9 protein-coding genes are annotated in these 14,527 nt (G+C 47.6%); all 9 read right to left on the reverse strand.

Annotation, left to right across the window (positions count from 1 at the left end; genetic code table 11):
* Positions 1–144 precede the first annotated feature (144 nt).
* The 9 genes from WC639_04650 to WC639_04690 all read right to left on the reverse strand — a co-directional run bounded on the left by WC639_04650 (position 145) and on the right by WC639_04690 (position 14,481).
* Complete coding sequence (locus WC639_04650) at positions 145–873, reverse strand: hypothetical protein (protein MFA6307065.1); 729 nt, start codon at positions 871–873, stop codon at positions 145–147.
* A gap of 293 nt (positions 874–1,166) precedes the next feature.
* The gene (locus WC639_04655; protein MFA6307066.1) at positions 1,167–1,886 is read right to left on the reverse strand and encodes a hypothetical protein; all 720 of its coding nucleotides are present in this window, start codon (positions 1,884–1,886) and stop codon (positions 1,167–1,169) included.
* A 183-nt stretch (positions 1,887–2,069) separates the two neighbouring features.
* Complete coding sequence (locus tag WC639_04660) at positions 2,070–2,792, reverse strand: hypothetical protein (protein MFA6307067.1); 723 nt, start codon at positions 2,790–2,792, stop codon at positions 2,070–2,072.
* Positions 2,793–3,150: 358 nt separating this feature from the next.
* Positions 3,151–10,068, reverse strand: coding sequence for a hypothetical protein (locus WC639_04665; GenBank protein MFA6307068.1), 6,918 nt, complete (start codon positions 10,066–10,068; stop codon positions 3,151–3,153).
* Positions 10,068–10,403, reverse strand: a complete 336-nt coding sequence (locus WC639_04670; GenBank protein ID MFA6307069.1) for a hypothetical protein — start codon at positions 10,401–10,403, stop codon at positions 10,068–10,070. The genes WC639_04665 and WC639_04670 overlap by 1 nt, the downstream gene beginning before the upstream one ends.
* 147 nt (positions 10,404–10,550) lie before the next feature.
* Entirely contained in the window at positions 10,551–12,242 is a 1,692-nt protein-coding gene (locus tag WC639_04675) for a hypothetical protein (protein MFA6307070.1), read from the reverse strand.
* A 2-nt stretch (positions 12,243–12,244) separates the two neighbouring features.
* Positions 12,245–13,573 (reverse strand): hypothetical protein, encoded by a 1,329-nt coding sequence (locus WC639_04680; protein ID MFA6307071.1) that lies wholly within the window; start codon positions 13,571–13,573, stop codon positions 12,245–12,247.
* Complete coding sequence (locus WC639_04685; GenBank protein MFA6307072.1) at positions 13,557–13,910, reverse strand: hypothetical protein; 354 nt, start codon at positions 13,908–13,910, stop codon at positions 13,557–13,559. Before WC639_04685 ends, WC639_04680 begins: the two co-directional genes overlap by 17 nt.
* 229 nt (positions 13,911–14,139) lie before the next feature.
* A complete protein-coding gene (locus WC639_04690) occupies positions 14,140–14,481 on the reverse strand; it encodes a phage replisome organizer N-terminal domain-containing protein (GenBank protein MFA6307073.1) in 342 nt (113 codons plus the stop codon).
* Between the last annotated feature and the right edge of the window lie 46 nt (positions 14,482–14,527).

Consider the following 14,527-nt stretch of genomic DNA (forward strand, 5'->3'; position numbering starts at 1 on the left):
GTAATAACTATCAAGAGTTACTACATCTCTATTGGCGGTAGTCCGTGCGGCTACAGCCACGCTATTGTTATTCTGGAAATCAGACATTGTAAGTTTTCCTCCTCTTACCTTACAAGTGAACCTGCGTTAAAATTCCGCAGGTTGTTACATATCACACCAGTACCGAATGTACTTGAGTGTTGCGATATGTGCAGTTGCTGTGTTGTTGCGGATACCGAAGTATCCGACTAACGGAGTAGTGGACGTTGTGGCACTAGCCTTATAGCCCACTTCAACACCGTTATAGTAGTAACGGGCATTACCGCTACTATCTAAGGCCACGCGCAATACCACATCGGTAGCCGCCACGGGGGCGCAGGAAGATGGCAGTATTGTTCCACCTTCTGTATTGGCTTTGGTATTTACGATGTACCAGTATTTCGTGGTCTGGTTGGTATCGAAGCAGAACATCGCGGCATTGGTAGCGGTATCAGTTACGGTTGTGCCACTGATAGTAAAGGGCAAAGCACCGCTACCTTCACTAACCGCGTCACTGAATCCGACATTAATAGCGACTGTGGTTACAACATCTAACTGGAAGCGCATTTCTACTACCGGATTCTTGGCCGGATACCACCAGATACCACCAGCCGACATCGAGCAGGTCTTGGTATCAGTAGCCGCCGTAGTGAGAGTTACCCCACCGGAAGCTAACGCTACCGCAGATGTAGTATCAATGTAGTTGGTATATTTATTAGTGGCATCGAGGGCTAATTCTGTGAAGTCATAACTAACGAACTTCTTTACCGGATTCAAATTGCCCTCAATATTGGGTTCTTGCGCGGCATCACCCGTAAATACCAGTTGACGGGCTACTTTTACCTGGTCACTCATGTTAAAACTCCTTCATCCTTAATTATTTAGAGTCGCATTGGAACGGCATATCGCCTACGACTTTCTGTGTTTATCTACGTAATCGTCATGTCTACGCCGGTAATCTTTGGCGTAGTCCCGTTTATACCCTGCGGAGTGTATGCCCTTAATCTCGATTTTAGAGGGCATTGTGGGAAGTTTACGCATACTGTCACCGCAGCAAAGCGGAGAGGCCGCGTTAAGTCCCTGAATAACCTCTTGTTCGGTTTGGCATTTATCACAGATATAAAGATATAAGGGCATTTATCACCTCACTAAGATTTGCGGGTATAGAAGTAGGCTCCGAAAGTAGCGCGGATAACGTCCACGCCGTAAAAGCCGGAAGTGTTGATGACGTCAGCGTGCCGGCGCGGTTCGCGCCAGGTCTCGACATCCATCGGGGACTGTACCGCCAGTCCGATAGCCTCTCTGTGCAGTACCGCGCCATAGTTGCCGGTGGTGGCTGCGGTCAGGTTGTTGGTGACAAAGACCGGCAGATCGTAAGCGTCAATGCGTCCGCGATAACCGGCGATACGCAGGGGGTTAGTGCTGTAGTCGAAAGTCATGAACTTGTCAATCTTCCTCATATCAGCAACCATTGACGGGTCGCCCACGCAAGACCTGTCAGCCGGAATGTCAGCCTCGTCCAGACCTTCCATGATGCTCAGTAAAAGGTCATCGGTGAAAGTCTGTCCGTCACTGCCGCGCCAGGTGGAAGTCAGACTAGAGAACAAAGCGCAGGTGTCGCCATCGAGCTTTTTCTTCCAGGCATAAGCGGCATTGTCGGCTAATTTCTCCAGCAGACCGGAGACCTGTGTCTGACGCTTTACGCTGTCATCCATTGAGACCGGGACTTCCCACCATACGTCAACGGTAATGGCCGTATTGGAAGTGGTAACGGATGTATTGAGGTTAGTCAATACGCCGTCAGAACTGGGGTCAACGGCTGCGCCGGTGAGTTCGGTCATCACGGGAATATAGATATAATCGCCCATAGTCATTAACGCACCCCATTCGGTGCTAACGACTTGTTCGGCTACCAATCCCCTGCGGGTATGGTCAAGGACCTTAGAACTCCATATCTGGGGTACTAATTCCCCGGTTAAAGCATCGGTTGGTTGTCTAGTAGCAGGCCAAGCCATAGTAATCCTCCATTAAAAGTATTATTTCAGGAGTGCTTAAAAAGACATTTTCGCAATTTCAGATTGATGTTGGTTGAGTTCCTGGGGTGACATCTTCTTTACTTGCTCCACTGTCAATCCACTACTACCACCCTTTGTCCTACCACTATCCGGTGCCGTGACGGTTCGTGTAGCCATTGATTCGCCTGGCTTACGCTCTCCGAAACTCTTAGCCAGTTCTTCCATTGCATCTTTGGATTCGCCGCCGTATTTAAGAAGCACGTTAGTATCTACGCTGTACTTCTCCGCCAGTTTCTCTGCGCGGTGTTCCCGGATTTCCTGTCTCTGGGTTAGAATTTCGCTGCGTTCCGCTTCCAGTTTCTGCTTTTCCGCTTCGACTTCGGCTGCCCGTTGCTGTGCCTGTCGTCTTAGTTGAAGTGCCGATAACTTAGCCGGGTCATCTTTAGCCGATTCTTCTTCCGCCCGTAATTGTGCTTCTTCCATTTTCTGTAGCCGTTGAGAAGCCATCTGTGCCGATTTAATGGCATCTTCTGTAGCTTTTCTCAGTCGGCCTACTTCGGCTAAAGCGTCGCTACGAGCTTTAGAAACCATCTTGTTCACCTGATCTGTGGTAAAAGTGGGGTTCTCGTTTGTTGAGGTACTTGCGTTTTGTCCCTCAGAGGTTTTATCGCCCTGATTGACGTTATCGTTTTCGCCCATGAATAAATCCTCCTGTATAATGAAAAAGCCCCTGTTAAAAATTCCAGAGGCTTCTTGCATCCCGTGTTGCTATTCAGTTATTAGGTTTTGTGACTTCTCATGTGTCCGGTAAGACCGAGTTTACTTTCACAGGTCTTACCGCATACGGTACAGGTAAGTTCCGGGTTGTCCAGTACCGCTACGCTGGACTGCGGGACACTCAGTATCGGGACACCGGAGACTTCCAAAACTGGCCGGTCAAAGGTATAACCCCTTGCCTCCAGTTTCTGGAATTTGGGAGCCGAATATTTGTTATTCTTGTCCCAGGGGAGACGATGCTCAACAATGCGGGGTGTACCCTCTTTATCCGGTTCTACCGAATACATCACGGTATCCTTGCCTCGTAACATAGTGGGATTCTTTGGTTCCATGTATCCTCCTATCTTAATCCTGATTTCTTTAAGGCATCCTGCGCTGCTTGATAGTCTGACTCCATACCTTCAATGAATGTGGTAGCGTCATTCTTTTTGTGCACGTGGTCAAGGGGTAAAACCCTAATTGAGGCAGGAGCATAATTTACCAACCAATCATCAAGGTCGGGGTGTTCTTTGCGGTAGGCTTCTCTTTGCTTGCCTTCGGTCGGCAGCTCCTGGTAAATACCGTAGAGCTTCTCTACCTGGGCCGTGGGGATTTCGTCAAACTTGATGGTATCTTGCCAGCCCTTCTTATCCTTGATGAGAGTGTAGAACTCAGGATTGTCTTTTAGATACCGCTCCCGTTCATAGCCGGAAGAGGATAACTTGCTGTAATACTCGACATAGTTTTCAATGAACCTGTCGGGGAATATCTCCCCATAAGCCTGTCTGCGATAATAGGCGTCCTTGAACTTCGGGTTGGACTGCAGCATTGACTTGCGCAGCTCCGCCCGCTGTTCTTCACTTCCGGGGGCATTATCGTAGCGGTCGAACCAATCTTTGTATTGCTCGTAAATCTGGTCGTATTCTTTAGCCGGTATCTTGCCGGTGTCTAAGGTAGCCCAGACACTACCACCTTTGTCTTTTTGCAGACGGATTACTTCCGCGTCAAAGTCGGCGTTCTCTTTGCGGAAGCGTTCTTTCCAATAACCATAACTGGGCAACTGATTGTAATTCGCCCACTTATCCAGCATGACCTCAGAGACGCCCAGTTGATAGCCGTCCCGCTTGATTCTATCAACGGCATAGTCGGGATTAGATTCAAGATATTTCGCTCTGGCTTGCTCTCTCAGTTTATCGTCCACGATATAGGACTCAGACTGCCTGTCACCAAAAGCTAGATATTCTTTATCTTCGGTATCCCACTTGACATTGATTTCCAGTACCGGCACCTTAATATCTTTGTCCATCGGAGTCCAGTTAAAAGTATCTTCGCTGGTGGCCCAGTCATTCAATTCGGGATGTTGGATACGGAATAAGATAGCTTCGGAGCTTCCGGAATGGTAGTCTTTAATAATGTGTCCGTAATCCACGTACTGGCTGACTACATTCTCCGGAGAGTTTTTAGAGTAGGCTTCACGCCGGTATCTATCATCGGCATACTGAGGATTAGCAGATAAGAAATCAGCGCGGGCTTTTAACCGTGCTTTATCGTCCTCAATATAGTTTGCTGAGTCACGTTTGCCGAAAGCATCGTACTGGTCGTCAAGGTCCCGCCACTTGCTCGAGATTTTTAGAGCGTTGATATTGTCGTCAATCGGTTGCCAGCCCCAGTTTTCCTCTCCCCATGCTTCCCATTCAGGATTCTCCAACCGGAATAACTTTGCCTCAGCACTACTGGATTTGTATTTATTAACAAGGTCGTTATACCCGAAGTACGGGTCTATCAAGTTGCGTGGTGGTAAGCCTAAACCCATTTGTTCCAATGGTATATTAAGTTCCCGCGCCCACTTCTCAACTAACCCGTAGGCTTCTCTGGTCTGTACCCTGCCGCCGTATCCCCATATAGCAAGTCTGGCATCATCTTCAGGATGAGCCGCTCGGTATTCCCTGCGCCAATCTTTACCGAATTCGGGATGAGCTTCAATAAAAGCCTCACGCTCTTTGTCCGTCTTGAGCTTCTGGTATTCCTGCCAGAGAGGAATCATATCGGCTGGTACTTCGCCGTTGTCTATATCATCCTGTTTCATGTCCTTGTACGACTGGTAAGGCAAGTTCCAGTAACCTCGCCCCAGCTTATCTATATCATCAGCACGGCGGATGTAAGCGGCGTCCATACCGTTAGTCAGTTTTTTGTTATTGTAGGCTTCCCTTATGCGCTCGTAGGTATCTTGGCCGTACTTATCAATAAAGCCCTGAACGGCAGCGTCTTTAGCGTCCCAGTCCATATCACCGTTAGCTTTGGTATAATCACCAAACACTACAGCGTCATAATCGGCCTGAATCTTGTCGGCATTCCAATCGTACTTCTCTTTGCGTTTTTCCTGGCTGGCTTCGATAGCGTCAATGATTTCCTGATTCTGTTCGTCAAGTACATCTGCAGTAATGGAATACCTTTTAGCCGCGTCACTCAGCTTTTCCGACATCTCAGTGGTAGTCAGTTCCCCATTGCGGACACGCTCTAGTATACTATTGACCTGCTCATAATAAGCGTCTCTGTTCTCCGTAGTACCAGTCTGCCATCTCTGGTAATCAGGAGCGTTACGGAGATTAGAATCTATCTGAGCTTCGTCGTACTTCTCTTTGAATTCAGGGTAGGTCTGCAGGAGATAATCTTTCAATGACCGCGGCAGCATACCGTAAGTCAATTTGCCCTTGCCTTGCGCTTCCAGTATCTTCGGCATCTCTTCAGGTGTGAAGTGCTTTGCCAGCACGTCCTGAGGCAGGCGGTCAATATAGACCTGCGCCTGGTCATAGGCTTTCGTCCATGCCCCACTGACATAAGCATTCATACCCAGAATCTGAGTTATCGGCAGCAAGATTTTATCCAGCATGGTCTCCGGTATTTCGTTGTCTTTAGCCATGCCGGGGATCATCCAGTTTATGCCCTGTTCCATCCACATAGGTTCAAACTTGGTTGCGGTGTATTTGGCGAAGGCTTCGGGATTCTCCCACGCCCAGTCTGTAGGGTTGCCGTTCTCATCAGTGGAAATGGGGTAGCCCATAAAGTCTTTGTTGGTCGCCATTTCTAAAGCGGTACCAACGAATGGCGCGCTTCTCTTGAACCACCAGTTGATATACGGCGCATACCATGAACCCTGTCCGGTCTTCATCATGGTTACAAAGTCCACCGGAGCGTTTTCGCCGTTGCTCTCGATATATCTATCAATGACATTAGCCAGTGAGGTAAGACCCATCCAGAAGCCGCCCAGCTTGAAGTTAGCGTTCCCTATCTGCGCCTTCATAAACTGGCTGCCGTTCCAGTCGGTCTCGCCGTTAATCGGGTCGGTAATTACTCCAAAGCCGTTTTGTACCGCTTCCAAAGCTTCATCACCTGTCTTGCCTTCCAGTACCGCCTTGCCGTAGTTGAAAGCGGAGAAGTAAGCAGCTCCGGCAGTGGCCATACCCGCAATAGCTTTTCTCGCCATGCCGCCGGTATAACCGCCTCTGAAGATGTCAGCCAGTACGGTCATACAGGCCCGGGTATAGTTGGGAGCAAACCAGATAAAGGACTGCTCCAACTGTCTTACAGTCAACGGTACTCCCAGAGACTTGGCATCGGTAATACCGGTAATCAGGTCAAGATGACGTGCTAACTGGAATTCCTTGCCGTTCTTGATAGCTTTAGGAGCCAGTATCTTCCAGAATTCATCACGTATCATTTCACCGGCACACAGCCAGGAAGTCTCGAATCTCTGGAAAGGCTGTAAGGGCAATTTCGATACTCCCTTTTCAAATAATCCGCCGACACCGCCTTTCAGTTCCGAGACATTAATCCAGTCCACCACACGATTAGAGCCGCCCGCATTGATTCTTTGAATGACGCTGGATTGATTCTTTCCGATGTAGCGGTAGAGTATTCCGGGGTCAAAGAATGTCCCGATATGCCACAGGTAGGTCTTCGCCCATGCGCCCATGAGTTTAGCCCCTACTCTGGGATTAACCAGCAAATAAGCATGAGCCAAACCGAGCGAAGGAAGACCCTGAATTAACGGGCCCGAAAAGTCAGCCGCCGCCTTGGTGATTCTCAATACGGAGTTAATATCAGCCGTAACCTTTAGTACGCTACTGCCCTTGTCATGCCCGAAGAACTTATTAAAGCTGTCTATCCATTCCTGTGACCAGACTTTACCACGAGCACCGAAGGGAAACATCACATTGCCTTCGCCGATACCAGGTTGTTTTACCCTCTCCCATGCCCTGGCTTTGGCTGCGGTTGCCTGAGTAAATACATTACGTCTATCCTTGATAATCTCTTTCAGGTCTTGGGATAGCTCTCTTAATCCCGCTCTATTGGTTTCTCCCAGCCATTCGTTATACTTAATCCAATCATTGAGACTGGTGACTTCATCGGTAAGTCGAGCTATTTCATCGTCGGCTACGTCGATACCCTTCTCGACATTATTGATTAGCGTATTCTGTTTACCGAGTAGTTTCTTGGCATCATCAAGGGCAGCTCTACCAAAAGCAATATCTTCATCAACCATTCCAGCGATACGCTTCTTAGCGATATTGACATCAGCTTCTAACTCGGCGCCCAACTGCCTGAGTCTGTCGGTAGGCGTTCCCTGCGGTTTTACTACCTTGCCAGATAGTTTCGATATGCCCTCCACCGGAGGCATATCGAAAGTCCAGACACCTTCAGTAACAGGTTTATTAACGTATTGTGCGCTATCTAGCGGCACTCGTGTCGGCACATAGTCAGGGTCAGCATACCTGCGTAATCTCTCAGCCAGTTCAGGGAAGTTTCTTTCCACAGACTTGAATGTTGTCTCGGTTAATTTTTCCCCACGGATAGCCCTCTGCACCGCTTTGTTGAAGTCGGTAATATCCTTGAGCATATCCTGGGATATCTCGGATTTGGGTATCCACCAGTTGCCATCGGCATCCTGAAGCCAGCCTTTAGCCGGTATCTTACCTTCGTCCAGTACCGCTTTTTCAAACAGATTAGGGTAGCGTTCCAGCATACGAGCCTGAAGGTCAATCGAATATTTATTTACATAAGCCGTTGTTCTGGCATCGGCTATATGGCGGTAAGCTGTTCTGATATAGTCCATAATGGACTTTTCAATATGGGGGTCGTAGATAACACCCAACTGCATACCGTCATACATAGTCTCCATGCGTCTGTGTTTGAGATAGTCAGTTGTCTTGGCGTTCTTGATAATCTCCCCTTCAGGTGTTTCCTGCCCCAGCACTACACGATGAATCCAGTCGTCGGTAATGGTCTTCGGTGCCACACCCTCAAGCTCTGTTAATGCCAGAATAGTCTTGTTGATTTCATGGACTCTGGTAACATAGGCCAGTGAGGAAGACACATAACTATTGCTTACCGGGTCGAAAACAAGCCGTCCCATACCGTCCCAGTTGTACGCTTCGGGATGAGTGAAGACGTGCTCTAAAGTTCCGGCCTCTTTGGTTCCGGCATATTCAGGTAGTAGCCTATCAACCATGCTCTTGCTGAATACCCGTTCCGATTCTTTCCCGGTACCGAATCCTAAAGTTCTGGTAATATTGCGGTCGAGAGATAATAACTCCTGGTATTTGGCTCCGGCCACATTGTAACCGCGTCTTAAAATCTCGTTATAGCCGATAGCGGCACGCCCTACCACATCCTCAACCATCTGCGATTCTTTGTTGATAAGAACACGATAGCCCAGCACTTTCTCAATACCGGATTTCCCGCCCGGTAGTTTAGAGATACCTTGCAGGGCTTTTTTCTGCCAGTTATCTACCAGTACGCTCTTGATGATAGTCTCATGGTCGGGCAACTTTAAGGCGTTCTCGACTACCTTAGAGTTGGAAAGTATCTTCTGCACGGCTTTTTCGCTGAGTTTAGCCCCTATCTTCTGCACTCCAATAACGCCCAACTCAAGCGGTTTAGCCAGTCCACTTTCAATCGCGATAGCTCCGGCAGCCGTTCTTTCCGCCACCTTGCCGATTACCGGTATCCTGCTAGTGATTTTAGCCCCCAGGCCGAAAGCCCCACCGATGGGTATCATGTAAACAGGATTAGTATATTGACCAACTTTTAATGTCCATTTCTGATACGGGTTAGTTTTCTCCAAATACTCATCCCACAAAGTGGCAGAGTCTTGAGCTATATAAAAACCGGCCACACCATACTTTTGCGATATTTCTAAAATCCTCGTCATCGCATATCTGTCAGCATCATCGTTAATTCCAAAAACAGATTTAGCCGCCGCTTGCCCTGCTACCAAAGCGGACTCCCACGGCCTGTCAACGTATTTATTCAAATAAGCTCCGGCCACACCAAAAGTAGCCTTAATTACATTAAAGTAGCCCTTGTAATCAGTGAGGATATTTTTAGGATTTTTGATGAGATTGCCAGCATAATCTATAGCCGTTTGCATATAATTCTGCTTGGCTATATCAGTCACGTCGGGGACTTTCCACAACTCGTCCAATTGCTCATTAGTTATCTCGGGGAAGAGAGTAGTTATCAGGTTTTCAGTATCGTCATTACGCCCGATGCTCAATATTTCACCGAGAAACTTTTCCGGGTCGGCATCTATCTGTTCCAAGAGTCCGGTTATATCCTCACCGTACATCTCAGGACTGTAAATCGGGGCTAGTGCCTGTTTTATCCGCTTATAATCCGCAGTCATTATCTCTATATCAGCATCGGTAAGCGGAGCTTCATATTGCGGTAGTGATTCAGCATAAGCCTGCTGGAATGCCTCATAACCCTGGTTCACCAGAATGTCATACAGTTGTGGAGATTCCGCTTTTAGTTGCTCCCGTAACTGCTGAACATGAATATTGTCTTGTGCATTAGCTTCTTCCAAACCCTGAATAAGACGCAAGTCAGTAGCAGTCAACTCTGGTGCTGACAAACGATTAATACTGGACATGGTATCAGAGACAGTAAGCGCCTGGTCTTCCATCTGCTGTAGTTGTTCACGGGTATATGACACGCCCTCAGGAGATAGCAGCGTGTTGTCTTCGTTTATCGTCCAGCCGTCAGGGGTAACGAAATTCAATTTATAACCGCCATCAGTTTCGACGTCGGGAATAATATTAACCATCCAGTCCGGCTCTATATCAATACCATATTCCGCGGCCTCTTTACTGGTCAGCTTCCGGGGTTTCATTAGCTGCTGTTGTTCAGCTTTGAAAGCATCGGGTAACTGTTTGACCAGTTCCTTGGTATCTTCCAGACTGGTGCCGTATTGTCTTAATAAATCAGCTACTTTAGCCATTAGCGTATTAATTCCTCAAGTTTGAATACCAGTTCTTCAACGGCCTCATCCGTTTCTTCAGGTTGGATATATCTGCTGCGAGATAAATGGTCTAATTTACCAATGAGAAGATGTATCGCCTCATGTTTTGCGCTTAATGCTACGTGCTTGTCAGGGTTATTTTTATCATCACTATTCAGTCGTACAGTAGCCACCATGTTGTATTGGTCTAATTCATACTGAGCGAAGCAACCTTTTAGCGGTGTATACTCGAAATAGACTTTATATCCAGTTAATCCGAATTTCTGTTGCCACTTCTTAAACTCTGACTGGAATAACTTAAAGTCTTTATTCAAACTACACCCCTGTTTGATTACGCCCTAATAATTTACTCAGTACAGTACGCGGGTCTACTTTGGGTTTGACAATGCCGTCTAACTCCGCCGGCAGCTTGTCCTCTCTGACACAGCGTAAAACTGATTCTTTATTCCACTTCTTCGCCATTACTTCGCCTCCGTAGTGGCCGTTACTTTGGATACTCCGCCCCTATCCCCGGTCAAGGCCATTAACCCCTGCATATTGGGCTTGGCTTCTTCTTTGGGCGTTGGTTGTGGCATCATGGCCATACGCCTTTGTCTGCGCATCACCACTACGTTTTCCGTTAAGATGCGGCTCATTTCGTTCTTAATATCCGCATCTATGCCCGTTAGTTCCTGTGCTTCCTCGGCATAACTCAAGGCCATGTCCAACATTCCAATAGTGGGGTCGGCTTGTTTGGCTTTCTCCATCTCTAATTCTCGTATCATGCCGTCCGGGTCTTGTACCTGTAGTGTGTCCTGTAGAATGAATCGCTGTGGTAATAGCCCTCTCTGGGCATTGGCAATAGCTACGTTAGCGATATTCTGCTCCTGGGAATTAAGCATGGGGACATAGGTTATCCGGTAGGTTGACGGGTCGCCTAACTGCTCGGCAGAATAGCGGTGTTTCATACCGCGTATACCGAAGTCTATCTCTTTGGACTTCTTTATCTTGCCCAGTTTTATATACTGGTCAATTATCATTCTCATGGATTTCTGCCGGAAGTCAGCTAGCGAATCCTGCCACGGCTTGAGCTTTTCTACCAGTAAGGCGTTTTGCGTTGTTACCCATAACGCTGTACGTCCCTGCTCGTTGTTCCCCGCTTCGGTATCTGTTACGCCGCCTCTACTAATGGCCTGAGTTATCTCCTGTGAGGCTTTCATATAGGCGTTGTTCAGGTCGCCCCGTTCTATCCTGTGATGTGTTTCACCGATACCGACATTGATTGATTCATCCGGCGCCGGTGGTTTGACCGCGGGGTCACTGGGGTTGGCTCTCTCTTGCTCAAATCCACCTAACAGAGAATCCATAGCCAGACTCTGCGCTATGGACGCGCTGCGGTTGGCTTCGTCGTACAGGTCCCTGTCCAGCCAGTCGAAAGATTCTGATTCATGCTCTAAATAACCTTTGTCCCGGAACTGAAAACCGGCTGAAGTCATGACCACGACAAAAGGAGCTACCTTAAAGGGATTCGGCTTCTCCCCGATTTTCTTTTTAGCCACATAGATTTCTTCTTTGTCCCCGTTCCAGCAGTCTCGTACCTCTAAGTCATTCCCCCCTAATCCTCCAACACTGAAGCCTTCCTGGTCTTGGTATTCTAACTTGAGGGATTCAGCATCGCGGTAAGTGATGTTGCAGTACCACTCGTTAAGCTCGAAGGGACACCATCTCATATCAAGGGGCTGGCAATCTATGATTAAATTATCGTCTTTATCGTAATATAACCACCATCTTGCTCCGATAGGGCCCCGCGTAACTACCTTCTTGGCGTTCCATGTATCCAGTCCCCCGGTTAGTCCTCTTTGCTCACTCAAGAACTCGTCTATCTGTGACCATACATCGTCGCTGAATTGCTCAATAGCGGATATTTTAGTTTTGGGTAACTTGCTACTGGACTGAACTACCGTCTGCCATTGCAGTTTGAGTAGCTTGTCGGCCATGACGTTCGCCTGCCATCTGGGCATATTGAGAGTCACACTAATGGCTTTGGAGATGGTCTTGCCGTCATAGTCTTTTAGCTCGTAGGGATTCTCTAGCCTCTCTTTGGTCTTATCCATACGAACATATAACCCGTTAAGCTCTTTTATCTTATCGTCAACTAATTGCATTATTTCCATATTTATCTCCGATAACTAACACGGGATGTATTTTCTACGTAATTGACACGGGATGATGTACCGCTCTTTACTGTCTCCGGGGTGAAGTCTGAGCCGATGTAACGAAGCGCAGCAAGGTAATGAAAACGGGCTTCGTCTTTGACCTTGTTAGTCGGCTTATTGTCCTGGTCTAACTCCCACATACAGTTCGCTATCATGGTGAGTAGCCCCGTCATATCGGAGAAGATAAAGAGCTTGTTTAGCTCCATCAGTCCGATAACACGGTCTAGCTGGGCGTTGACCTTTGCCAGTTTAGGAGCGATGATAGGCCAACCGTGTGCCGTGTACGCCTGTCGGATTTCTTCTTCTGTGGTCTGGTTGCCGCCTACCCGCTTGATGACGTTGTAGCCCTTAGTAAATTCCTTGAAGTTGTCTACGTGCTGTGCCGCGGATAGACCACCACCCGGGGCATACTCTTTGTAGCAGTAGAAGTTACCCGTTCCCGGGTCTTGTGCGATGAATAGTGCTGCCGGGTTAGCACTCCCAAAGTCATGCCCGGAGTAAATCAGCCAGTTAGCCGGGATGGGAAAACGGTTAATCTTACAGATGCGCTCATTAAACTTCGAATAGACTAGCCAGGACGTTTCTATTTCGTCATCTTCGGCCATAATCTCCCGCCGGTAAGCGTCAAGACTCATATCCTGAGTGATAATGGTCAACGCTTCCTGAGAGATAAAGGGGTTATCATGGGAGCTGCCGTGTATTGCTTCCCACAGTCCGGTAGTATCTTCGAGTGCTTTCTTAAACATCTTCGAAGCATGGCGCGGGTCCCGGGCTTTAGAAGTACCCTGAGACAGTAAAGACGGGGGCGTGAAGATAAAGACCGCATCCCCGTTGTTATCCAGTAACATTGGTGCGCCGACTTCGTTCCATGCATCCTCCGCCATTAGTTGAAACTCATCCAGAATTAACAGATCGGCGAAGTCACCGCGTAAGGTGTCAGCGTTCCAGGCGGTCTTGGCTTTAATGCTTTGCTTAGTGCCGGATAGTGTTATGCTGTGGTCGGATTCGTTCTTCTTGTAGACCCCGGCCTCTATGGGTTCACGCAGTGCCTTGCAGACTTCAAACCAGAAGGCGTCTACCTGCTGGATAGTGGGAGCTGCATACAGGACCCGTTTCCCTTTAAGAAAGGCTTTAACTGCTTTCTTAGCAGCACCAACTGTTTTGCCGAAACGCCGCCCTGCTTTGGCTATAAGGCGTTTCTTAGTGGAGTTAATCAGTAAGTCTTGCTGCGGATGTTCTTTGCTGGACCTTAAATGTACCTTGTACTCATCTTTAAGAGTTATTGCCATCTTCGATTATCCTGATGATTAAAGGCTTATCAGCATTAGAGCCCAGGTCAACCGCCTGTGCTGGTTTCGGTGTCGTATAGCTCATTAGTATTTCAATGGCTTTTAAGTCCCCGCTTATCGCTTTACGGGTCAAGGCATCGGCAATTAGCTGTTCATTAGTCCGGCCATTAGCTGTAATCCGTTCTAATTCCTCTTTAATGCAGCCAATAAGACAATCTTGTTTCTTCGGTCTGCCGGCAGAGGCATGATTACCCTTTGTAAATGGTTTAAGGTTCTTTAAGCTATTCGGATTGACCGCTCGTTTAGCTCTCGATTTATTCGTGATTTCGGTAGACATAAGCACAAAGACCTCGATGTAAAATGCACTAAGGGAATGAGTTAGTTACTGATAAGGAAAGGAAAGGGGGAAAACGTAGTTTTCGCAAAGTAAAGAAAAACAAACGGGAAAGTGTAACTTTTTGTCGCACTTTTGGTTGTAACTTTTATCCGCACTTTTAGTTACGTGTTTTCACTCTCTATCTCTATCTCCTTCTCTATCTCTTTAGGGGGATTGTTAAGGGGTACCTTTATTTACGAGAGTGTTTTTGTCTCTTATATTCCGACTGATATTTAGACCAGTTAAGGATAGCTATTTCATTCTTACGTGTTACGGTTATACGTTCTGTTTCGATTAGTCTATTTTTAGCTCTCTGCCATAATTCAACGGGGATATTTAAGATAGCGGATATTTGTTCATCGGTGTAACCTATACCAGGAGCCAGTCTGAGTTCCCCGTTATCAGCTCCCAGGTTAGAGCCGACCAGCGCCATTAAATCTATCCAGATAGACCGCAGCTCTGGCGTTTCTTCCCTGATACTGCCGTTAATCCACCTATCACAATAAACCTTAATCCATGTTCGGCTACCCATATTGATACACGCTCCTCTTAATGTATTCTCCCTTGAATAAATCAGG

The sequence above is a fragment of the Patescibacteria group bacterium genome (assembly GCA_041662965.1).
Lineage (GTDB): Bacteria > Patescibacteriota > Patescibacteriia > Patescibacteriales > GWC2-42-12 > JACPHD01.

What these genes read in the sequence shown, in the direction of transcription:
- WC639_04690 (MFA6307073.1), bottom strand. Translation starts at nt 14,481, where the DNA reads ATGGGTAGCCGAACATGGATTAAGGTTTATTGTGATAGGTGGATTAAC.
- WC639_04655 (MFA6307066.1), bottom strand. Translation starts at nt 1,886, where the DNA reads ATGGGCGATTATATCTATATTCCCGTGATGACCGAACTCACCGGCGCA.
- WC639_04675 (MFA6307070.1), bottom strand. Translation starts at nt 12,242, where the DNA reads ATGGAAATAATGCAATTAGTTGACGATAAGATAAAAGAGCTTAACGGG.
- WC639_04685 (MFA6307072.1), bottom strand. Translation starts at nt 13,910, where the DNA reads ATGTCTACCGAAATCACGAATAAATCGAGAGCTAAACGAGCGGTCAAT.
- WC639_04665 (MFA6307068.1), bottom strand. Translation starts at nt 10,068, where the DNA reads ATGGCTAAAGTAGCTGATTTATTAAGACAATACGGCACCAGTCTGGAA.
- WC639_04680 (MFA6307071.1), bottom strand. Translation starts at nt 13,573, where the DNA reads ATGGCAATAACTCTTAAAGATGAGTACAAGGTACATTTAAGGTCCAGC.
- WC639_04650 (MFA6307065.1), bottom strand. Translation starts at nt 873, where the DNA reads ATGAGTGACCAGGTAAAAGTAGCCCGTCAACTGGTATTTACGGGTGAT.
- WC639_04660 (MFA6307067.1), bottom strand. Translation starts at nt 2,792, where the DNA reads ATGCAAGAAGCCTCTGGAATTTTTAACAGGGGCTTTTTCATTATACAG.